This is a genomic window from Bradyrhizobium sp. TM102 (assembly GCF_009176685.1).
In the GTDB taxonomy this organism is placed as follows: domain Bacteria; phylum Pseudomonadota; class Alphaproteobacteria; order Rhizobiales; family Xanthobacteraceae; genus Bradyrhizobium; species Bradyrhizobium ottawaense.
Window position 1 is genome coordinate 4,008,126 of record NZ_AP021855.1, and the last position, 20,607, is coordinate 4,028,732.

Below are 20,607 nucleotides of genomic sequence, written 5' to 3' on the forward strand. Positions count from 1 at the left end.
GCGGATGACGGCGATGCGTACCCAGACTTCGCACACCGCGATGCGACAGGACCGGTCTCGGTCGTTGATCGCGTGCGCCGCGTGTTGAGCGGAAGAACGCCGACGTCGCGATCATCGGCTTGCGGAAGGCGAGGTGACCGCGTGAGCGACGTTCGAGCGGTGATCTTCGCGACTCTTGTTCGGGGGCTGCCGCATCCGCGGATCGCCGCCGTGACCGATTTGACGCGTTCCCGCTCCAACGAAGCAATCTACCGAATGTCACGCAAGGACGATGCGTCATGAAATCGCCGAACGAGAGTCTGCCAGTGCGGACAGTCGGCTCCCCGGATGCGCAGGACGCCGTCGTTCGTGCCGCCCTCGTCGGCAGTTACGATCGCCTCCGCAGCTATCTGCAGCGACGCTTTGGCGGGAAGGCGGAAGCGGAGGAGGTGCTCCAGGCGTTCATGCTGCGCGCGCTGGAGCGGTCCGGCGACATTCGCGACGCGGATTCGGTCCGAGGCTGGTTGAGCAGGGTCCTGGCGACCACCATCGCCGATTTTCACCGTCAGATATCAAAGAGCAGAACGCGGGAGATGCCGTTCCCGCATGAGCTCAACGAGCGTCTCGCAGCCGATCCGGAGGCCGCGGCGAATGCCGCGGTCTGCGAGTGCCTTCATACCCATCTATCCCTGCTGAAGCCGGAGCATGCCGAAGTGATCAGAAGGGTGGACCTCGGTGGTGAGTCGCGGGAGCTCGTCGCGGCCGATCTGGGCGTGACCGTCAACAACCTGACCGTTCGCCTTCATCGCGCGCGACACGCCCTGAAAGAGCGTCTCGAGCAGACATGCGTTGTATGTCTCGAGGAAAGCTTCTGGGAATGCCGCTGTGCCGACAACCGAGGTCCGACCTAGCTCGCCTCGCGGCGACGGGCTTTCGCGCCGCCGCGCTGGGCGAGCCGGCTGCGATGCAGCGCGAACAGCTCCAGCACCTTGTCGGCGGGCTTCGCGGCGCTGAACAGATAGCCCTGCATCTCGGAGCAGCCGAGCGCGCGGAGCAGACGCTGTTGCTCCTCGGTCTCGACGCCCTCGGCCGTGGTGGTCATGCGGCGCGCGGCCGCCAGGTTGACGACGGCCTGGACGATGCTGGCCGAGCCGTCGGGGCCGCCGATGTCGTCGACGAAGCAGCGGTCGATCTTGATCTTGTCGAACGGGAAGCGGTGCAAATAGCTCAGCGACGAGTAGCCGGTGCCGAAATCGTCGAGCGCGATGCGCACGCCGATGGCGCGGAGCTGGTGCAGGATCGCCAGCGCCGTGTCGTCGTCGCGGATCAGCACCGCCTCTGTAATCTCGAGCTCGAGCCGGCTCGCCGGCAGGTTGGAAGCAGCGAGCGCCGCCATGATCTTCAGCGCCAGCGTGCCGCTCTTGAACTGCACCGGCGAGACGTTGACGGCGAGGCGGATGTCGTCGGGCCAGTTCGCAGCGTCCCGGCAGGCGGTCGCCAGCACCCATTCGCCGATCTCGTTGATCAGGCCGGTATCTTCGGCGATCGGGATGAACTCCGCCGGCGAGACCATGCCGCGCGCGGGATGACGCCAGCGCACCAATGCCTCGCAGCCCGTGATGCGATCATCCTTCAGGCTGAGGCAGGGCTGGTAATAGACCTCGAGGCCGCCATCGCGCCGCCCTTGGGCGATGGCGTGGCGCAGGTCGCTCTCGAGCTGCCGGCGCTCGCGGATTTTGGCGTCCATCTCCGGCTCGAAGAAGCGATAGGTGCGGCGTCCGGCGGACTTGGCGGCGTACATCGCCATGTCCGCGTTCTTGAGGACCTGGTCGAGCGCCGTGCCGTGTTCCGGCGCAAGCGCAATGCCGATGCTGGCGTCGGTGGTGAGATGATGGCCCATGCAGTCGAACGGCGCGCGGATGGCCGCGAAGACCCGCGCGACGAGCTCGTTGACCTGGTCGAGCGACGTCACCGCGCTCTGGACGATGGCGAACTCGTCGCCGCCGAGTCGCGCCACGAAATCCGCCGGGCCGGCACAACGGCGCAGGCTTGCGGCAATCGATTTCAACAGCTCGTCGCCGACGAGATGGCCGAGCGCATCGTTGACGCCCTTGAACTCGTCGATGTCGATGTAATGCACCGCGATCTGTTCGTCGCTGCCGACTGCGGCCAGCTCTTCGCGCAGATGCTCGTGGAACATGGTGCGGTTCGGCAGGTCGGTCAGCGCGTCGTAATGGGCTAGGTGGGTGATGCGCTCCTCGATCCGGCGGCGCTCGGTGATGTCCTCATGGGTCGCCACCCAGCCGCCGTCCGTGAGCGGCTCGTTGAGGATGTGGATCGAGCGGCCGTCGGAGGTGTCGACTACCATGGAATTGCGCGTATGGACGCCCTTCAGCACGCGCACGACATAGTCGTCGATGTCGCCCGTGAACGAGCCGGTCGCCTTGCGATGGGCGATGATGTCGTGGAAGCTCGAGCCGGGCTTCACGATCTCGGCCGACAATCCGTACATTTCGAGATAGCGCTGATTGCAGACTACCAGCCGCTGCTCGGCGTCGAACAGCAAGAGGCCCTGCGTCATGTTGTTGACGGCGCGATCGAGCCGCTGCTTTTCCAGCGTCAGCCGTTCCCGCGAGAGGCGGTGCTGCTCCAGAAGCTTGCGCACGACCGCGATGAGCACGCCCGCGATGGCGAGTGCGGAAGAGGCTGCCACCGAGATCAGGATGCCGATCTGCTCGCGCCAGTCCGTCAAGGCGGAGGCGCGCGTCGTGGTGGCCATCATCAGGATCGGGAAGTGGGGCAGGGCGCGCGAGGAGATCAGCCTGTCTTCGCCGTCGACGGGGCTCATGAATCGTCCGGCGAAGTGATCGAGGCCGAAGACTCTCTGCTGCGCGGACGTCCCGTTCTTGAAATTCCGCCCCATCAATTCGCTGGAATGGGGATAGCGGGCGAGCAGCGTGCCGTCCCGATGCAGCATCGAGATCGTCGCGCCTTCGCCGAGCACGACGGAGGCGAAGAACTTCTCGAAATTGGCGGGCTCGATGCCGCGCCCGACGACACCCAGGAACTCGCCGTTCGGCCCGACGATCCTGCGCACGATCAGGACGGTCCAGGCGCCGGAGATGCGGCTGTGCAACGGCTCGATGAGGACATCCGGCGAATAGGGATCGTATTTGAAGGTGCGAAAATAGGCGCGGTCGGCAACGTTCACTTTCGGAGCCGGCCATGCCGTCGATGAATTGATCAGATTGCCTTCGGCATCGATGATGTTGACGCCGCCGATGTAGGGCAGCGCCTCGATCTTCGAGCGCAACATCCGGTGGACGTCCTCGCCGGCGAGGCGCTTGCGATAGTCCTCCACGGTCCTGATTCCGGTCGTGCGGACGTGATCGACGAAGTCCTTCTGGATGACCGCGAAATCCTGCAATTGCTGATCGAAATGATGGGCGAGCAGCAGCACGGTGTTTTCCAGCTCGCGGCTGGAGTTGCGCAGCGCCCGCTCGCGGAAATTCTGCGCCATCAGGACCGAGCCAATGGCGATGGCGGCGATCAGCAGGGCGCCGCCCACCACCAGCCAGCGGATCGGTCCGCTGCGCACGAAGGCGTGGTCAAAGAGGCGACTGCCGAATCTCGTCATCATGCTGGATCATTGCCGTGCACACGTCAGGATCAATTCTTGGCCCCGAAGACACCCGTTGGTTTACGGGAACGGTGTGGAGGCGAAGTTAGGAAGCGCGGTTAACGCTGTGTGAACGGCCGCGCGCAAATGCAACCGAGGTCCGCGATTACAGCGGGCAGGAATTGCCGAAGGCGTTCGAGGGTGCCGGTCAGTTCCTGCCGGCTATCCCACAATCAACCAAGGCCTAACCATCTAACGTGTTGAGGATCCTCGCCTCGGCATTGGCACGTGATTTGCGAGATGCCCGCTGACGACACAGAGAGGACGCAACGATGAAAAACAACCTGAAGAACTTCCTTGCCGACGAGCGTGGGGCAACCGCGATCGAGTACGGCCTGATCGCGGCCGGCATCGCGCTGGCCATCATCACCGTCGTGAACGGCATGGGCGCCAAGCTCAACAGCAAATTCACCGCGATCAGCGCGTCGCTGCGCTGATCGCGTGGGTGCCGCTGTGCGCCAGTATCGCCACCACGATCAGCGCCGCGACGATGTTCGCGGCGGCACTGATCAGGATCGGCATCGTGTAGCTGTGGTTGACGTCGTAGGCGAAGCCGGCCGCACTCGGGCCAATCAGCGTGCCGAACGCCACGCTGGTATAGAGAATGCCGATGATTCCGCCGACATTGCGTCCGCCAAAATAGTCCATGACCACAGAGGGCAGCACCGCGACCCAGCCGCCGTAGAACACGCCGTAGATGAAGGCAAAAGCGGCGAGGGTCCAGACATCAGCGGCAATGGCCCAGATCGCCATCGCGAGCGCCATTCCGGTCAGGACCATGATCAGCGCGCGGTCGCGGCCCATCCGGTCGGCGAGTGCGCCGAGAAAGAAGCGGCCTGCGGTGCTGCCGGCCCCGATCACGCCGAGCAGCAGCACAGCGGAGGATGCCGCGACCCCGCGGTCGCGGGCATAGGGCGCGAGGTGGACGAACGGGACGAAGGCTCCGAACGAGCAGACCAGGCACGATAGGTAGAGAGCGACAAACCGCGTCGACCGGATGGCCTCGCGCACGGATGCGCCGCCGGCGTTGTTGGCGCCCGCGGCATCGCGAGGCGGATCACCGTCGGGTCCGAGCCCGCGGTGCTTCGGATCGTTCTCGATGAGCAAGGACATCCCGCCGCCCAGCACCAGCGCAATCGCGCCCAGCACCAGATAAGCGCCGCGCCAGCCCACCGAGGCGATCAGCAATGAGGCGAGCGGCGGCATCGCCAGCGTACCGAGCCCGATGCCGCTCACCGCGAGCCCGGAGGCAAAGCCGCGGCGTCTGACGAACCAGCGTTGCACCGCGCCGATGGCTGGGACATAGGCGCAGCCGACGCCGAGACCGACGCCGAGCCCGTAGGCGAGATAGACCTCGACGACGGACCGGGCAGCGCTCGCGGCCGCAAGTCCGACCGCGACCAGGATCATGCCGGCGACGGCCAGCGGACGCGAGCCAAACCGGTCGGCGAGTGGACCGCTGACGAGGCCGAGCGCGAAGTACAGAAAGCCCGCGATCGAGAACACCAGCGAGATCGAACCGCGCGAGGCGCCGAAATCGCGCTGAAGCGGCTCGAGGAATGCGCTGAACGTGTAGGCGGAGCCGAAGCCGACGAACATGACGGCAAATGCCGCCGCGACGACGAACCAGCCATGGAAAATGTTTCGCTGAGCGAGCGTGGATCGAGTGGTCAATGCTGCCTCCGCGAGGTGAGGGAAGGATGGCGACGATGCCAGGACGTGACCCGCTGGAAGGCCGCGCCGGCGCGCACGAGCGTGGCCTCGTCCAGATGGGCGGCGACGAGTTGGAACGCGATCGGCAGTCCGTCCGCGGACGCACCACCTGGCAGCGTGATGGTGGGATGACCGGTCATGTCGAACGGGCAGGTGTAGCGCTGCAGCTTCGCGATCAGATCCGGCTGTTCGCCGAGCGTCTGGATCATGGCAAGCGTCACTGGCGGGAACGGGTGCACCGGGATCAGCAGCAGGTCGATGGTCTCGAACAGCGCAGTCACCCGGCCGCGTAGCGCCAGCCGTCGCAGCAGGATCTTCTGATAGTCGAGAGCAGAGAGAGCGCGGCCGGTCTCGAGCACGGAGGCGAGGATCGGACCATACTCATCCTTGCGGGCGGGATAGGTCGCCTCATGAGCGACCGCAGCTTCCACCGCACAGTTCGGCGTCCAGTCGGCGATCGCCTGCGTGACGTCGGGAAATCGGACATTGACGGTGTCGGCGCCAAGCGCGCGGAAAGCATCGATGGTATCCGCCAGCATGCGCTGGGTCGCAACGTCCACGTCGTCGCTGTTCCAGGCGGGATCGACGCCGATCCGCAAGCCCCGCACGTCCTGTGCGGCGGCGGCCAGATAGTCGGGGACCGGATCGACCAGCGACGTCGGGTCGTTCGGATCGTGTCCGGCGATGACGCCGAGCAGTGCGCCGGCGTCGGCGGCGCTACGGCCGATCGGTCCGACATGGTCGAGCGTCGCGGCAAGCTCGAAGGTGCCGTGGCGGCTGACGCGGCCCCAGCTCGGTTTCACTCCGGTCAGGCCGTTGGCGGCGCAGGGCCAGCGGATCGAACCGCCGGTGTCGGAGCCGAGCGAGCCGAAGCAAAGTCCGGCAGCCGTTGCGACCGCCGAGCCGCTGGACGAGATGCCCGGCCAGTAGCTTGCATTCCACGGATTCTTCGGCGGTTTCACCAGCGGATGGTGATCGGCATAGGCGCCCTCGGTGAGTTGCGCCTTGCCGAGGATCACGGCGCCCGCGCTCTTGAGCCGGCGCACGACGGTTGCGTCTTCACTGGGACGAAAGTCGCGATGAAGCGTGGTGCCTGCCGCCGTCGGAATGCCCTCGGTCCAGAACAGGTCCTTGAGCGCAATCGGCACGCCATGCAGGGGCCCCCGATACCGGCCCTGCGCGATGTCGGCGTCCGCGGTTTCCGCCTCGGCCATGGCCGTTTCCGCCATCACGTGAACGTAGCTGTCGAGATCGCAGTCGATGGAATCGATCCGGTCAAGTTGCGCGCGCGTCACCTCCAGCGCCGAGATTTCGCGCGCCTTGAGGCGTGCCGCGAGCGCGGTGAGTTCGAGATAGTGCAGGGCGTCGGCCACGGCTCGATTCTCCATTCCGATGATTGGAGGCGCTCGACCCCGAAGGATCGTTCGACACCAGTATAGATAAGATACAGGTGTTGATTGCTGTCAACCGGTAAATCTGTTTTACTGGTGTTCAAAATCTTTGGAGTTCCGATGTCGAAAGAGTCGCGCAAATTCCAGGTTCCGGACGCGTTGGCGAACCTCTACGATTTCGCCAACACGCTCGATGTTCGCCACTTCACGCATTTCGGCGTGGAGCACCCGGAGAGCGATGCGCTTGGCGGCCCGAAGGACCTGGCGGACTGGATGCGGGAACGCGGCCTTGGCGCCAAGGGCGGCCATGTCACGCCCGCAATGTTCGAGACTGCGCTGAGGATGCGCGAGGCCTTGCGTGCCTATCTGCAGTGTGAGCCGAGCGAGCGGCTCCGGAACAAGAGCGTTCTCGGCACGCTCAATGACGCGCTGGCGCCGTTTCCGTTGCGGGTGGAGGCGCACGCAGGCCGTGGCGCGACGCTGTCAGCAGCGCGCGAGGATGCGCTCGCCGGCCTGTCGGCCATCGCGATCGAGCTTCATGACGCAACCCTCGTGGGAACGCTGGACCGGCTGAAGATGTGCGCGTCGGAGGAATGCCGCCGGGTGTTTTTCGACCGGTCGAAGCCATCGACGCGGCGGTGGTGCATGTCGACGCTATGCGGCAACCGGATGAAGACGCGCGCTTATCGCGAGCGGCAGCGCGAGGCGAAATAGAGCGGATTGCGCAGTCAGGCGCGGTAGTGGCCGGACTTGCCGCCGAGCTTCTCGACCAGATGGATGCCCTCGATGCGCACGCCGCGCTCCACCGCCTTGATCATGTCGTAGATGGTGAGGCAGGCGACCGAGACGGCCGTGAGGGCCTCCATCTCGACGCCGGTCGGACCCGTTACCTTGACGCTGGCGCGGACGAGGCAGCCCGGCAGTTTTGCGTCGGGCTCGATGTCGAGCGTCACCTTCGACAGTGCCAGCGGATGGCAGAGCGGAATCAGCTCCGAGGTTCGTTTGGCGGCCATGATGCCGGCGATGCGGGCGGTGCCGAGCACGTCGCCCTTCTTGGCATTGCCGGACACGATCAGATCGAGCGTCGCCTTGGTCATGACGACCCGGCCTTCCGCGACCGCAAGCCGCTCGGTCGCCGGCTTGTCCGACACGTCGACCATGCGCGCCTCGCCGGAGGCGCCGATATGGGTGAGGGCCGGGACGGCCTTCTTGGCCGGATTACGCGCCATATCAGCGCGTGCCCGTCGCGCGCGCCGTCGTCTCGCGCGCGAGCAGCGTGCGCGTCGCGGCGGTGACGTCGGCCTGCCGCATCAGGCTCTCGCCGACCAGGAAGGTCGACATGCCGATGCGCTCGAGCCGGGCGAGATCGGCGGGCGTGAAGATGCCGCTTTCGCCGACCATCAGCCGATCCCCAGGGATCAGCGGCGCCAGTGTTTCGCTGGTCGCGAGCGTGGTCTCGAAGGTGCGAAGATTGCGGTTGTTGACCCCGATCATGGGCGAGCGGAGCTTGAGCGCGCGGTCGAGCTCGGCGCGGTCGTGGATCTCGATCAGCACATCCATGCCGTAGGCGAGCGCGGCGTCCTCGATGTCTTTTGCCGTGGCATCATCGAGCGCGGCCATGATGATCAGGATGCAATCGGCGCCGTGCGCGCGCGCCTCAGTCACCTGATAGGTGTCGAACATGAAATCCTTGCGCAGCACCGGCAGTGCCGTCGCTGCACGCGCCGCCACCATGAAGTCGAGATGGCCCTGGAACGAGGGCGTGTCGGTCAGCACCGACAGGCAGGCCGCGCCGCCGGCCTCATAGGCCTTGGCGAGCTGGGGCGGATCGAAATCGGCGCGGATCAGCCCCTTCGACGGCGAGGCCTTTTTCACCTCCGCGATCAGCGCGTAGTCGCCATTGGCGTGCTTGGCCTTGATCGCGCGCACGAAGCCGCGCGGTGCGGCTTGCGCCTTGGCCTTCACCTCGACCGCCGACAGCGGCTGCGCGCGCTTGGCGGCGGCGATCTCTTCGCGCTTGTAGGCTTCGATCTTGGTCAGGATGTCCGACATGTCAGGCTCAGCCGTTCGAGATCGCGATCAGGTGCTTCAGCTTCGCGTTGGCGGCACCACTGTCGATCGATTTCATGCCGATCGCGACGCCCTCCTTGAGGTCCTTGGCGCGGCCGGCCACGACCAGCGCGGCGGCGGCGTTCATCAGTGCGACGTCGCGGTAGGCGCTCGGCTTGCCGTCGAGCACGCTCTGCAGGGCGATTGCATTGGCGTCGGCATCACCGCCTTTGAGCGCGCCGGCCTCGCAGCGCGGCAGGCCCGCGTCCTCCGGCGTCACCTCGAAATTGCGGATTTCGCCATTGTGGAGCGCGGAGACGAAGGTCGGGCCGGTGAGGGTGATCTCGTCGAGACCATCGGAGCCGTGCACCACCCAGGCGGATTCGGAGCCGAGGTTCTTCAGCACCTGCGCCAGCGGCTGCACCCATTGCCGCGAAAACACGCCGACCATCTGCCGCTTCACGCCGGCCGGGTTGGACAGGGGGCCGAGCAGATTGAAGATCGTGCGTGTCGCAAGCTCGACCCGGGTCGGGCCGACGTTCTTCATGGCCGGGTGATGGGCGGGAGCGAACATGAAGCCGATGCCGCATTCGCGCATGCAGTGGCCGACCTGATCGGGCCTGAGGTCGATTTTCACCCCGAGCGAGGCCAGCACGTCGGCGGCGCCCGAGCGCGACGACAGCGCGCGGTTGCCGTGCTTGGCCACTGGCACGCCGGCGCCCGAGACGATGAAGGAGGCGCAGGTCGAGACATTGACCGAGCCGGAGCCGTCGCCGCCGGTGCCGACGATGTCGACGGCTTCAGGCGGTGCCGTCACGCTCAGCATCTTGGAACGCATCGCCGTAACGGCGCCGGTGATCTCGTCCACGGTTTCGCCGCGCACCCGCAGCGCCATCAACAGGCCACCCATCTGCGAGGGCGTGGCCTCGCCCGACATCATGGCGTCGAAGGCGGAAGCCGCTTCCTCACGCGACAGGCTGGCGCCGGTCGCCACTTTTCCAATGATCGATTTCAGGTCGTCCATCGCGTGCTTTCAACTTACTGCTGGTTCGCGCCGGTCACCTGCGCGAAGGCGGCCTGATTAATGGTGGTCCCGATGTCGGTTTCAAGCTTGTTGACGTAGGAAGCGACCTGCTCCTCGGTCTGGGCACGGTCGAGGCTTTCCTTCAGCTTCTTGACCGCGTCGGAGGCGGCGTCGACCGCGGGTTCGACGATGTCGGTGACGCGGAAGACGATCACCTCGGTGCCGCCGGTCACCGGCGTCTGTCCGACGCCGTCCTTGGCGGTGCGGAAGGCAGCCGCCACGACGGCTGCGGGCACGCTGGCGGGCGTATCGTCGCGCTTGAAGCCGGTTGCTGTCTCGACCTTGGCGCCGATCGCTGCGGCTTCATCGGCAAGCTTGCCGCCTGCTTCGAGCTTCTGCACCATCTCGGTCGCCTTGGCCTTGAGCTTGGTGGCGATCTGGTCCTGGCGCCAGCGCGCCTCGACCTGGTCGCGGACCTCGTCCAGATTGCGGTCGCGCGACGGCGTGATGGCGAGCACGTCGTACCAGACATAGCCGCCCTTGAACGAAATCGAGTCGTTGTCGACGCCGACATCGGTGTTGAAGGCTTGCGACACCACGTCGAGGCCCTGCGGAATGTTGGCGACCGGCTGGCCATTGGGGGCGCGGCCGGAGCGGTCGACCGCGTCGATGGTCACGGCGGTGAGGCCGAGCTTCTGCGCCGCGTCGATCACGCTGGCGCCGCCGCCGCGCTCGTCTTCCATCTTGTCGCGGAGATCGGCGACCTTGACGCGCGCGCGCTCGGTGGCGATCTCGCGCTTGATGTCGCCGGCAAGGCTGGCGTAGTCCGCCTCTTTGCCCGGCTCGATCTTGTCGACCCTGACGATCGCGACGCCAAGCCCGCCCTGGATCGGCTGGCTGATCTCGCCGGCGGGAAGCGCGAAGGCGGCATCGCCGACGGCGGCAGCGAGCGAAGACTTGGTCACGAGGCCGAGGTCGACGTCGGAGGCGCTCAGCCCGCGCTCCTTGCCGAGATCCTCGAACGACATTCCGCCGACGAGGCGCTCGCGTGCGGCCTGCGCGTCGGTCACGTTGGGAAACACGATCTGCTGGATCTGGCGCTTCTCCGGCGTGCCGAGCCGGTCCTTGCGCTGCTCGAACACCTTCTTGGCGTCCTCGTCGGAGACCTCGCTCCACTTCCCGATGTCTTCCGGTGAGACCACGACGAAGGAGATCTTGCGGTATTCGGGCGCGCGGAACTGGACCTTATGATCCTCGAAATAGGCGGCGAGCGTCTCGGGCGAGGGCGCGTCGATCTGGCCGGCCTGGGCGGCGTCGAGCCTGACGAATTCGATGGCGCGCTGCTCGTTCTGGAAGCGCGTCAGCACGTCGATCATGGCCTTCGGCGGCTCGAGGCCGGCGCCGATCGTGCCGGTAATCTGCCGGCGCAGCGACACCTTGCGCTGCTCGGCGACGTAGCGCTGCTCGGTATAGCCGAAATTGCGGATCACGGCCTGGAACCGGTTCGCATCGAAGCTGCCGCCGACGCCCTTGAAGTTGGGGTCGTTCATGATGACCTGGCGGATCTGGTCGTCGGACTGGCCGAGCCCGAGCCGGCGCGCCTCTTCGTCGAGGGCGGCTTCGGCGATCGTCTGCTGCAGCACCTGGCGGTCGAGGCCGAAGGCACGCGCCTGGTCGGGCGTCAGCGGACGGCCGAACTGGCGGCTGATCTGTTGCAGGCGGTCCGTGTAGATCTGGCGGAACTCGTTCAACGAAATCTCGGTGCTGCCGATCTTGGCCACCGTGGACTGCCCGAAGCCCTTGAAGATGTCGGCGATGCCCCAAATGCCGAAACTGACGATCAACACGCCCATCACCACGGCCATAATGGTCTTGCCGAGCCAGTTTGATGAGGCCTTGCGCATTCCTCGAAGCATTTGGTCCAACTTGTTTGAGCAGGAGGGGAACGGGAGCGCGTCTTAATGCAGATTCAGCAAAAGCGCGTCACCAAATTGATCAATCATCATAAAGTGGTGGCTTTCCCCCCGCAACCTCGGGTCCGGCGACCGTTTGCGGCTGCGGTTAAAAGCCTCTGGTCTCTGGAACTGCAGCAGGTCCTCTGCTAGCGCATGCACAAACCTCATTTTGCTGGAAATTGACATGACCGACGCCATCCGCCCCCTGATCGCCGGCAATTGGAAAATGAACGGCCTGAAGGCCCAGGCTGCCGAGTTCGACGCCATGCTCGACGGTGCGGCCGGGGTGAGCGGCAAGGCCGATCTGCTGGTCTGCCCGCCTGCGACCCTGATTGCCACCTTCGCCGACAAGGCGCGCGGCAAGAAAGTCGGGGTCGGCGCCCAGGATTGCCACCCCAAGGCCTCCGGTGCCCATACCGGCGATATCGCCGCCGAAATGCTGGCTGATGCCGGGGCAACGGCCATCATCGTTGGCCATTCCGAGCGCCGCGCCGACCACGGCGAGGGCGATGCCCTGATCCGGCAGAAGGCCGAGGCCGTCTGGCGCGCCGGTGCGACGGCGATTGTCTGCATCGGCGAGACTCAGGCCCAGCGCGACGCCGGCCAGACCCTGGACATCCTGCGCGGGCAACTCGCCGGCTCGCTGCCTGAGGGCTCGACGGCCGCGAATCTCATCGTGGCCTATGAGCCGGTCTGGGCGATCGGCACCGGGCTCACCCCCACAGCCAAGGATGTCGAGCAGATTCATGGGTTTATCCGGGAGGTCCTGACCTCCCGGTTCAAAACCGACGGGGCGAAGATGCGCATCCTCTATGGCGGCTCGGTCAAGCCCTCGAATGCGGCCGAGCTGATGGCGGTCAAGAACGTCAACGGCGCCCTGGTCGGCGGCGCCAGCCTGAAGGCGGCTGATTTCCTTGCGATCGCCAAGGGCTGCCCCTAGCTAACCTCAAAGCGGCTGATCCGGACCTGATCGGGGGTGGCAATGCCCCCTCTGATCGTGTAACACCGCGCAACTTCAGGAAAACCCGCGAAGCGCGATCGGCCGCCGTCAGGCGCCGCCCGCTTGTGACGGAAGGATACTATGCAGACCGTTGTCATCGTCATCCATCTCATGATCGTCGCCGTCATGATCGGCGCTGTCCTGCTGCAGAAGTCGGAAGGCGGCGGCCTCGGCATGGGCGGCGGCGCAGGCTTCATGTCGAGCCGCGGCACCGCGAACCTCTTGACGCGGACCACAGCGATCCTCGCCGCTGGCTTCTTCCTCACCAGCATGTTCCTGTCCTGGCATGCGGGCTACAGCCGCGCGCCGTCGTCGATCATCGGCACGCCGGCGTCGCAGGGCCAGCCGGCCGGCGGATCGCCGATCGCGCCGCCGACCTCGGGCGGCATCCTGGATTCGCTGAAGAAGGCCGACGAGCAGCAGCAGGCGCCGGCTCCGAGCGGCCCGCAGGTGCCTCGTTCGCAATAAAGCAGGGGGGCCATGCAGGGCGGTGGCTACCGTCCTGCATCAACAATCCCCATCAAGGCACTGTCACCACTCTTAGTTTTGGCTCACCCACAGGCCCGCAGAATCTTTGGGGCGGAATACGAATCGCTTTGGCGAATCGAATTCGAGGGATTAGAGGTTAAGTCCCATGGCGCGGTACATATTCATCACCGGCGGCGTGGTTTCTTCGCTCGGCAAGGGTCTGGCTTCAGCGGCACTCGGTGCGCTGTTGCAAGCCCGGGGCTACAAGGTCCGCCTCCGCAAGCTCGACCCCTATCTCAACCTCGATCCCGGAACGATGTCGCCGTATCAGCACGGCGAAGTGTTCGTGACCGATGACGGCGCGGAGACCGATCTCGATCTCGGTCACTACGAGCGCTTCACCGGCCGACCTGCGACCAAGCAGGACAACATCACCACGGGACGCATCTACCAGGACATCATCTCCAAGGAGCGCCGCGGCGATTATCTCGGCGCGACCATCCAGGTGGTTCCGCACGTCACCAACGCCATCAAGGAATTCGTCCTCTCCGGCAACGACGATTACGACTTCGTGCTGGTCGAGATCGGCGGCACCGTCGGCGACATCGAGGGCCTGCCGTTCTTCGAGGCGATCCGCCAGCTCAAGAACGAATTGCCGCGCGATCACGCCATCTACATTCACCTCACGCTCCTGCCTTACATTCCGAGCGCCGGTGAGTTGAAGACCAAGCCGACGCAGCACTCCGTGAAGGAGCTGCGCTCGATCGGCATTCAGCCGGACATCCTGCTCTGCCGCACCGACCGCGAGATCCCGAAGGAAGAGCGGCGCAAGCTGGGGCTGTTCTGTAACGTGCGCGAAAGCGCCGTGATCGAGGCGCGCGACGCCGACAGCATCTACGCCGTGCCCGAAGCCTATCACGCGGCAGGCCTCGACGACGAAGTGCTTGCCGCCTTCGGTATCGAAGCGCGCATCCCGCCGGTGCTCAAGAGCTGGCACCAGATCAACGAACGCATCCGCAATCCCGAGGGCGACGTGACCATCGCCATCGTCGGCAAATATACCGGCATGAAGGATGCGTATAAGTCGCTGATCGAGGCGCTCTCGCATGGCGGTATCGCCAACAAGGTCAAGGTCAACCTCGACTGGATCGAGAGCGAGATCTTCGAGAAGGAAGATCCCGCGCCGTTCCTCGAGCACGTCAACGGCATCCTGGTGCCCGGCGGATTCGGTCAGCGCGGTGCGGAAGGCAAGATCCGCGCGGCGCAGTTCGCGCGCGAACGCGACGTGCCGTATTTCGGCATCTGCTTCGGCATGCAGATGGCGGTGATCGAGGCCGCACGAAATCTCGTCGGCATCGAGGACGCCAATTCCACCGAGTTCGGCCCGACCAAGGAGCCGCTGGTCGGCCTGATGACGGAGTGGCTGCGCGGCAACGAGCTCGAGAAGCGCTCGCAGGCCGGCGATCTCGGCGGCACCATGCGGCTCGGCGCTTATCCCGCTGCGCTCAACCGCGGCAGCCGCGTCTCGCAGGTCTATGGCGGCGCGACCGAGATTTCCGAGCGCCACCGCCATCGCTACGAGGTCAACACCGCCTACAAGGCCCGCCTCGAGCAGCACGGTTTGAAATTCTCAGGCCTGTCGCCCGACGGCGTGCTGCCTGAGATCGTCGAGTACGAGGACCATCCCTGGTTCATCGGCGTCCAGTTCCACCCCGAGCTGAAGTCGCGGCCGTTCGAGCCGCATCCGCTGTTCGCCTCGTTCATTCAGGCGGCGATGGTGCAGAGCCGGCTGGTCTGACGGCTCAGCGCGCGGCGGAGTAGTCGCGCGCGCGCTGCATCGGCTCCAGCGCGGCCCGTGCGGATGATTCAGGCGCAACCGATCCCGCGACGATCTTCATCTGCGGCCGCCGCGTCAGCCTGTAGACGGCGGCAGGTGGCACGTTCAGCAAGGCGCGATCGACGAGCTTGGCGCGCAGGCCGAGCCGATCGAGCACGGGCCGCGGCACCGGGCAGCTCATGCCGTAGGTGAACTGGTAGAAGGCGCCGCCAGGGCGGACATAGCTGAAAGCGCCACCGATGATCGAGACGACCTTGCGCGTTGACATGTTGAGCAGCGGCAGGCCGCTCACGACGGCGCCGACGGGAGCGCCATCATAGAGGCGCTCGGTCGCAAGCCGGCCTGCGTCCATCCACAGCACGCGCGCCCCGGGAAAGCGCATCTGCAGGAGCTTCATGAAGTCGGAGCCGTATTCGATCAGCGTGAGGTCCTGCGGACGGACGCCGCGCTTGAGCAGCTTGTAGGTGAACGCGCCGGTGCCGGGACCGAGCTCGAGGATCGGACCCGTCGTTGCGCTGATCTCGCGCGTGATGAGATCGGCGAGCGCCGCACCCGACGGTGCGACCGCGCCAACCCGACGCGGGGACGACATCCAGGACAGGAAGAAGGAAAGAAAATCGTTGGGCATGCGCACTCCCGAATCTTGCTTTGCACCTCAATGAGGTGCGACGCATGCAGTGTCGCGGGAGCGCATTGCGACAGCATTGCGCTGACCCGTGCGAATGCGAATTGAATCAGCTCTGCCGCATTTCCGGCAGCGTCATCCGGAAACAGGCGCCGCCCTCCGGTCCGTCCGCGACCGAAACGTGGCCGCCATGCAGCTGCACGATCTCGCGCACCATGTTGAGGCCGAGGCCGGCACCGCGATCGAGCGGCGTCAGCCGGTAGAACGGCTCGAAGATCTGCTCGCGCTGACCGGCGGGAATGCCGGCGCCTTCGTCCGCGACCTCGATGCTCGCAGGCCTGCTGACGCGAATCCCGATCGTGCCGCGGCGCGGGCCGTGCTGGATTGCATTCTGCACGAGATTGGTCAGCGCGCGCTCCAGCGCCGCCGCATCGCCGATGGTCTCGATCGGTGTCGCCGGCGCGTCGAGGGCCAGCTCGTAGCCGGCGGCAATCGCCAGCGGCGCGAGATCGGCGCCGACGCTTTGCGCAACGGTGACGAGATTGACGCGCGTGAAGGGATGGCCGCAGCGGTCGATCCGCTGGATATCGAGCAATTGTTCGGCGAGCGTCGCCAGCCGCGCGGAATCCTCCAGCAGACGGGTCTTGTCCGGCCCAGGGGCCAGTGACTCCAGCCGGGTGTTCAGGATCGCGATCGGCGTACGAAGCTCGTGCGCGGCATCGGCGACGAAGCGTTTGTGGCGGGCATAACCCTGGTCGAGCCGCGCCAGCGCGTCGTTGATCGCGCTCACGAGCGGCATGACCTCCAGCGGGATGCGCTCCACCGGCAGCCGCGCGCCGCGCTGATGGATGTCGATGCGCCGCGCCTCGTCCGCCGCGCTATCGAGCCCCCTGAACGCGCGCCGCACGATCATCGGCGTGGCGATGAACGTCGCCGTTCCCATCAGCAGCAGGCCGGGCAGGGCGATGCCGAGGAACGCAAGTGATGTCATGTACAGCGCCCTGGCGCCGGTCAGACGTCCTTGTGTCGCCGTGATGACCTGCACGTTGCCCGCATCGGTGTCGACCCGCTTCAGCCGTGCCGCCGGCTTGTGCGGATTGTCCTCGAACATCTGCCAGCCGAGCCGCGCCTGGCTGATCTGGTCGAGGCCGTTGCCGATCGCAGCGAATTCGGCCGGCACGGTGCCTTCGCTGAGCGAGTGGCCTTGCCGGTCGCGCACCAGAAACCAGAGGTCAGGTGTTTCACTGCGCAACTGCTTCAGCTCTGCGGTCGGCTGCAAGGCCAATCCGCCTTGCGCCTCGCGTGTGAGCGCGTGCTGGACGACGTCGATGACGCGGTCCTCGTCGCGCTCGGCCAGCACGAAGCCGGAGGCACAGAGCCCGGCGAGGACGACCGCAACCAGCGCGACCAGGATCGCGGCCTGAAGCGAGAGCAGGCGCCAGCTCAGCCGCGAGCGCAGGCAATAGGGATCGTCGTGCTTGCTCATATCAGCTTCTTGAGAAGATAGCCGACGCCACGGATTCCGTGGATCTCGATGCCCGCATCGGCTTCCGCGAGCTTTCGTCGGAGCCGCGACACGTGCGTGTCGAGCGCGTTCGACTGGATCTCGTCGTCGAAATTGTAGACCGCCTCTTCGAGCGCCGAGCGCAGCACGGTCCGGCCCATGCGCCGGACCAGGGCCTCGAGCACCAGCAGCTCCCGGCGCGGCAGTTCGAGCGGCACACCGTCGATGCTGGCCTCGCGGTGACTGAGGTCGAAGGCGAGGCGGCCGGCGCGGATCACATCAGGGGAGAGGCCGGCCGGCCGCCGCAGCACCGCGCGCAGCCGCGCCAGCAGCTCCTCGACGGCAAACGGTTTGGCCAGATAGTCGTCGGCGCCGCGATCGAGCCCGGCGACGCGGTCGGCGACCTCGCCGCGCGCCGTCAACACGATGATCGGCACCCCGTCGGCGCGGGCCCTCAGCTTCGGGATCAAGGCGAGACCGTCGCCATCGGGAAGCTGGCGATCGAGCAGGACGGCGGCGTGGACGTCGGCAGAAATGGCCTCCTCCGCCTCGGCGAGCGTTGGGGCATGGTCCACCACCATGTCGTAGCGCTTCAGCGCCGACGCCAGCGCGTCGGCCATTTCGGCCTCGTCCTCGACGAGCAAAATCCGCATGATCCGGCACCTCAACCTCACCCGTGCCATTCTAGCGGCCGTACCATTGCGGCAGCATTGCGGGAACCGGCCGCGACAGAGTGGCCTTGAGCGGGCCCCAGCCATGCGCGGAACGCGACAGGGGCGGTCGGGCGGGGCTCAAGACACCGTCAGGGCCAGTCGTTATAACCGCCGAACTTGGTCAGGGAGAAACAAGAATGATCTACGAAATGCGCATCTATCGTTGCGTGCCGGGCCGTCTGCCGGCGCTGCTCAAGCGATTCGAGACCGCGACGCTGAAGATCTGGGAGAAGCACGGCATCAAGCAGGCCGGATTCTTCACGACGCTGATCGGTGACTCCAATCAGGAGCTGACCTATTTCCTGGCCTGGGACTCACTCGCCGAGCGCGAGAAGAAGTGGGGCGCGTTCATGACCGATCCGGATTGGATGAAAGCACGCGCCGAGAGCGAAGCGGACGGCCAGATCGTCGGCAATATCGTCAGCCAGCTCCTGACGCCGACTGCCTTCTCGGCGGTGAAGTAGGAACCTGCCGATGCAAGGGCGGCGCCGGGGACCCCGGCGCAACCCTGATATTCGACCGGCCCTGGCCGAATAGGGTTGATCCGACCCTCATGGCGGCTATGGTCGCGCCGAAACGAGGGATTTGCCTTGAGCTCTTCGCATTCAGCGGCGCCGGTCGTCACCATTGGCACGGTCAAGTTCGGCAATGATCTGCCGATCTCGATCATTGCAGGACCATGCCAGCTCGAAAGCCGCCAGCATGCGCTGGAGGTGGCTTCCGCGCTGAAGGAGATCGCGGCGCGGCTGAACATCGGCCTCGTCTACAAGACCTCGTTCGACAAGGCCAACCGCACCAGCGCGTCGGCGGCGCGCGGGCTGGGCCTCGCGCAGTCGCTGCCGATCTTCGCCGAAATCCGCTCCTCGCTCGGCCTGCCTGTCCTGACCGACGTGCACGATGCCGCGCAATGCGCCGAGGTGGCGCAGGCCGTGGACATCCTGCAGATCCCCGCCTTCCTGTGCCGGCAGACCGATCTGCTGCTGGCTGCCGCCGCAACCGGCAAGGTCGTCAACGTCAAGAAGGGGCAGTTCCTGGCGCCCTGGGACATGGCGAATGTCGTCACGAAGATTACCAGCGCTGATAATCCCAACGTGCTCGTCACCGAGCGCGGGGCGTCCTTCGGCTACAACACGCTGGTCTCCGACATGCGTGCGCTGCCGATCATGGCGCGGACCACCGGCGCGCCTGTCATCTTCGACGCCACCCATTCGGTGCAGCAGCCGGGCGGGAAGGGGACCTCGTCGGGCGGCGAGCGCGAATTCGTGCCGGTGCTCGCACGCGCCGCCGTGGCGGTCGGCGTCGCCGGTGTCTTCATCGAGACCCATCCCGATCCCGATCGCGCGCCGTCCGATGGGCCCAACATGGTGCCGCTGCGCGAGTTCGAGGGGCTGATCGCCAGGCTGAAGGCGTTCGACGCGCTGGCAAAGAACCTGCGCTGATGCAGCAAGGCGAGGCGCGGTCGCACGATCACGGCCTGCCGACAGCGCTCTACGTCATATCAGGAGCTAGCTTCGCCGCGGCGCTTTCGGCGCGCGCACTCGACCCGGTGTTGCCGCACGTCGCCGAGGATTTTGGCGTCAGCATTGCCACCGCCGCAGGCTTTGCCGCGGTGTTCGCCTTCACCTTCTCGATCATCCAACCCATTGTCGGCGCTGCCGCCGATCTGTTCGGCAAGACGCGGCTGATGATCGGCTGCCTCGCGCTGCTCGGCCTTGCCAACATCCTCGGCGCGCTCTCGTCCTCGTTCTCGGTTCTGTTTGCGACCCGCATCCTCGCCGGCATCGGTTCCGGCGGCGTGTTTCCGGTGGCGCTGAGCCTGACCAGCGATCTCGTCGGGCCCGAGAAACGCCAGGTCGCGATCAGCCGCACGCTTGCCGGCGCAATGACCGGCAATCTGCTCGGTGCCTCGGCCTCCGGGCTGATCGGCGACCTTCTCGGCTGGCGCGGCGTGCTCGCGGTGCTCGGCGCGCTCGTGATCGTGGCGTCTATCGCGGTCGCTGCCGGCTTTCGCGGCGCCAAGGTCAAGCACCCGCCGAAGACGAGCCTGTCGGCGCTAAAGGCCGGCTATCGCACCATCTTCACCAATCCGAACGCCTATGTCTGCTATTCGGCGGTGTTCATCGAAGGCTGCTGCGTGCTCGGCCTGTTTCCCTACATCGCTTCGTTCCTGTTCGAACTGGGGCAGACCTCGCTGTCGATCGCCGGCATGGTCATCGCGGGCTTTGCGGTCGGCGGTTTGTTCTACACGCTGACGGTGTCGCGCCTGCTGCCCTGGCTGGGCATGAAGGGCATGATGATCGCGGGCATGACGCTGGTCGCCTCACAACTCGTCGCCGTGGCCTTCGGGCCGCGCTGGGAGGTCCAGGCGCTCAATCTCATCGTCATGGGCTGGGGCTTCTACATCGCCCATGGCTGTCTCCAGGTGTTCGCCAGTGAGCTCTCGGTCGAGGCGCGCGCCACCGCGCTGTCGCTGCATTCGTTCTTCTTCTTCATGGGACAGACGGTCGGGCCGCTCGCCTATGGCTTCGGGCTCCAGCATGCCGGCAAGATGCCGACCCTGTTCGCGAGCGCCGCGATCATGGTCGTGCTGGGCTTCGTCTGCGCTCGGCTGCTCAAGCAACGTGCGCCGGCGGATGCGCGCGTTTGAGAGCTGTGGCGTGGGACTAACCC

General features: G+C 66.0%; 19 protein-coding genes. 9 read left to right on the forward strand and 10 right to left on the reverse strand.

Annotated elements, in window-relative coordinates:
* Positions 1-278 precede the first annotated feature (278 nt).
* Positions 279-890, forward strand: a complete 612-nt coding sequence (locus tag GDN70_RS19195) for an RNA polymerase sigma factor (protein ID WP_028141570.1) — start codon at positions 279-281, stop codon at positions 888-890.
* On the opposite strand, the gene GDN70_RS19200 is transcribed toward GDN70_RS19195, so the two are convergent.
* Positions 887-3,619, reverse strand: coding sequence for an EAL domain-containing protein (locus tag GDN70_RS19200; RefSeq protein ID WP_028141571.1), 2,733 nt, complete (start codon positions 3,617-3,619; stop codon positions 887-889). The two genes, GDN70_RS19195 and GDN70_RS19200, sit on opposite strands and share 4 nt — an antisense overlap.
* A gap of 311 nt (positions 3,620-3,930) precedes the next feature.
* Here GDN70_RS19200 and GDN70_RS19205 point away from each other — a divergent pair, with 311 nt between their 5' ends.
* Positions 3,931-4,095 (forward strand): Flp family type IVb pilin, encoded by a 165-nt coding sequence (locus tag GDN70_RS19205; protein ID WP_028141572.1) that lies wholly within the window; start codon positions 3,931-3,933, stop codon positions 4,093-4,095.
* On the opposite strand, the gene GDN70_RS19210 is transcribed toward GDN70_RS19205, so the two are convergent.
* A complete protein-coding gene (locus GDN70_RS19210; RefSeq protein ID WP_038971474.1) occupies positions 4,076-5,332 on the reverse strand; it encodes an MFS transporter in 1,257 nt (418 codons plus the stop codon). The two genes, GDN70_RS19205 and GDN70_RS19210, sit on opposite strands and share 20 nt — an antisense overlap.
* Positions 5,329-6,744, reverse strand: a complete 1,416-nt coding sequence (locus tag GDN70_RS19215; protein ID WP_152102901.1) for an amidase — start codon at positions 6,742-6,744, stop codon at positions 5,329-5,331. Before GDN70_RS19215 ends, GDN70_RS19210 begins: the two co-directional genes overlap by 4 nt.
* Before the next feature lie 138 nt (positions 6,745-6,882).
* Between GDN70_RS19215 and GDN70_RS19220 the strand changes: the two genes are divergently transcribed.
* Positions 6,883-7,476, forward strand: coding sequence for a CGNR zinc finger domain-containing protein (locus GDN70_RS19220; RefSeq protein ID WP_028141575.1), 594 nt, complete (start codon positions 6,883-6,885; stop codon positions 7,474-7,476).
* A gap of 14 nt (positions 7,477-7,490) precedes the next feature.
* On the opposite strand, the gene moaC is transcribed toward GDN70_RS19220, so the two are convergent.
* From moaC to GDN70_RS19240, 4 genes are read right to left on the reverse strand one after another with little or no spacing between them, the layout of a single operon-like run.
* Positions 7,491-7,991, reverse strand: coding sequence for a cyclic pyranopterin monophosphate synthase MoaC (gene moaC, locus GDN70_RS19225; protein ID WP_028141576.1), 501 nt, complete (start codon positions 7,989-7,991; stop codon positions 7,491-7,493).
* 1 nt (position 7,992) lies between these two features.
* Positions 7,993-8,814, reverse strand: a complete 822-nt coding sequence (gene trpC / locus GDN70_RS19230; protein ID WP_038971476.1) for an indole-3-glycerol phosphate synthase TrpC — start codon at positions 8,812-8,814, stop codon at positions 7,993-7,995.
* 7 nt (positions 8,815-8,821) lie between these two features.
* Positions 8,822-9,835, reverse strand: a complete 1,014-nt coding sequence (trpD, locus tag GDN70_RS19235; RefSeq protein ID WP_152102902.1) for an anthranilate phosphoribosyltransferase — start codon at positions 9,833-9,835, stop codon at positions 8,822-8,824.
* A gap of 14 nt (positions 9,836-9,849) precedes the next feature.
* A complete protein-coding gene (locus GDN70_RS19240; protein ID WP_038971478.1) occupies positions 9,850-11,751 on the reverse strand; it encodes a SurA N-terminal domain-containing protein in 1,902 nt (633 codons plus the stop codon).
* Between the two features lie 223 nt (positions 11,752-11,974).
* Here GDN70_RS19240 and tpiA point away from each other — a divergent pair, with 223 nt between their 5' ends.
* From tpiA to GDN70_RS19255, 3 genes are all read left to right on the forward strand, one after another.
* The gene (tpiA, locus tag GDN70_RS19245) at positions 11,975-12,730 is read left to right on the forward strand and encodes a triose-phosphate isomerase (RefSeq protein ID WP_028141580.1); all 756 of its coding nucleotides are present in this window, start codon (positions 11,975-11,977) and stop codon (positions 12,728-12,730) included.
* Between the two features lie 141 nt (positions 12,731-12,871).
* Entirely contained in the window at positions 12,872-13,258 is a 387-nt protein-coding gene (gene secG, locus GDN70_RS19250; protein WP_018320274.1) for a preprotein translocase subunit SecG, read from the forward strand.
* A gap of 166 nt (positions 13,259-13,424) precedes the next feature.
* Positions 13,425-15,056, forward strand: coding sequence for a CTP synthase (locus GDN70_RS19255; RefSeq protein WP_028141581.1), 1,632 nt, complete (start codon positions 13,425-13,427; stop codon positions 15,054-15,056).
* 4 nt (positions 15,057-15,060) lie between these two features.
* On the opposite strand, the gene GDN70_RS19260 is transcribed toward GDN70_RS19255, so the two are convergent.
* From GDN70_RS19260 to GDN70_RS19270, 3 genes are all read right to left on the reverse strand, one after another.
* The gene (locus GDN70_RS19260) at positions 15,061-15,723 is read right to left on the reverse strand and encodes a class I SAM-dependent methyltransferase (protein WP_038949807.1); all 663 of its coding nucleotides are present in this window, start codon (positions 15,721-15,723) and stop codon (positions 15,061-15,063) included.
* Positions 15,724-15,829: 106 nt separating this feature from the next.
* Positions 15,830-17,206, reverse strand: coding sequence for a HAMP domain-containing sensor histidine kinase (locus tag GDN70_RS19265; RefSeq protein ID WP_038971479.1), 1,377 nt, complete (start codon positions 17,204-17,206; stop codon positions 15,830-15,832).
* Positions 17,203-17,877, reverse strand: a complete 675-nt coding sequence (locus tag GDN70_RS19270; protein ID WP_028141583.1) for a response regulator transcription factor — start codon at positions 17,875-17,877, stop codon at positions 17,203-17,205. Before GDN70_RS19270 ends, GDN70_RS19265 begins: the two co-directional genes overlap by 4 nt.
* A 197-nt stretch (positions 17,878-18,074) precedes the next feature.
* On the opposite strand from GDN70_RS19270, the gene GDN70_RS19275 reads away from it, so the two are divergent.
* The 3 genes from GDN70_RS19275 (at position 18,075) to GDN70_RS19285 (ending at position 20,584) form a co-directional block, all read left to right on the forward strand.
* Entirely contained in the window at positions 18,075-18,401 is a 327-nt protein-coding gene (locus GDN70_RS19275) for an NIPSNAP family protein (protein ID WP_028141584.1), read from the forward strand.
* A gap of 126 nt (positions 18,402-18,527) precedes the next feature.
* A complete protein-coding gene (gene kdsA, locus GDN70_RS19280; RefSeq protein WP_038971480.1) occupies positions 18,528-19,376 on the forward strand; it encodes a 3-deoxy-8-phosphooctulonate synthase in 849 nt (282 codons plus the stop codon).
* Complete coding sequence (locus GDN70_RS19285; RefSeq protein WP_038971481.1) at positions 19,376-20,584, forward strand: MFS transporter; 1,209 nt, start codon at positions 19,376-19,378, stop codon at positions 20,582-20,584. Before kdsA ends, GDN70_RS19285 begins: the two co-directional genes overlap by 1 nt.
* Positions 20,585-20,607: the final 23 nt, after the last annotated feature.

What these genes read in the sequence shown, in the direction of transcription:
- GDN70_RS19195 (WP_028141570.1), top strand. Translation starts at nt 279, where the DNA reads ATGAAATCGCCGAACGAGAGTCTGCCAGTGCGGACAGTCGGCTCCCCG.
- GDN70_RS19200 (WP_028141571.1), bottom strand. Translation starts at nt 3,619, where the DNA reads ATGATGACGAGATTCGGCAGTCGCCTCTTTGACCACGCCTTCGTGCGC.
- GDN70_RS19205 (WP_028141572.1), top strand. Translation starts at nt 3,931, where the DNA reads ATGAAAAACAACCTGAAGAACTTCCTTGCCGACGAGCGTGGGGCAACC.
- GDN70_RS19220 (WP_028141575.1), top strand. Translation starts at nt 6,883, where the DNA reads ATGTCGAAAGAGTCGCGCAAATTCCAGGTTCCGGACGCGTTGGCGAAC.
- moaC (WP_028141576.1), bottom strand. Translation starts at nt 7,991, where the DNA reads ATGGCGCGTAATCCGGCCAAGAAGGCCGTCCCGGCCCTCACCCATATC.
- trpC (WP_038971476.1), bottom strand. Translation starts at nt 8,814, where the DNA reads ATGTCGGACATCCTGACCAAGATCGAAGCCTACAAGCGCGAAGAGATC.
- trpD (WP_152102902.1), bottom strand. Translation starts at nt 9,835, where the DNA reads ATGGACGACCTGAAATCGATCATTGGAAAAGTGGCGACCGGCGCCAGC.
- GDN70_RS19240 (WP_038971478.1), bottom strand. Translation starts at nt 11,751, where the DNA reads ATGCTTCGAGGAATGCGCAAGGCCTCATCAAACTGGCTCGGCAAGACC.
- tpiA (WP_028141580.1), top strand. Translation starts at nt 11,975, where the DNA reads ATGACCGACGCCATCCGCCCCCTGATCGCCGGCAATTGGAAAATGAAC.
- secG (WP_018320274.1), top strand. Translation starts at nt 12,872, where the DNA reads ATGCAGACCGTTGTCATCGTCATCCATCTCATGATCGTCGCCGTCATG.
- GDN70_RS19255 (WP_028141581.1), top strand. Translation starts at nt 13,425, where the DNA reads ATGGCGCGGTACATATTCATCACCGGCGGCGTGGTTTCTTCGCTCGGC.
- GDN70_RS19260 (WP_038949807.1), bottom strand. Translation starts at nt 15,723, where the DNA reads ATGCCCAACGATTTTCTTTCCTTCTTCCTGTCCTGGATGTCGTCCCCG.
- GDN70_RS19265 (WP_038971479.1), bottom strand. Translation starts at nt 17,206, where the DNA reads ATGAGCAAGCACGACGATCCCTATTGCCTGCGCTCGCGGCTGAGCTGG.
- GDN70_RS19270 (WP_028141583.1), bottom strand. Translation starts at nt 17,877, where the DNA reads ATGCGGATTTTGCTCGTCGAGGACGAGGCCGAAATGGCCGACGCGCTG.
- GDN70_RS19275 (WP_028141584.1), top strand. Translation starts at nt 18,075, where the DNA reads ATGATCTACGAAATGCGCATCTATCGTTGCGTGCCGGGCCGTCTGCCG.
- GDN70_RS19285 (WP_038971481.1), top strand. Translation starts at nt 19,376, where the DNA reads ATGCAGCAAGGCGAGGCGCGGTCGCACGATCACGGCCTGCCGACAGCG.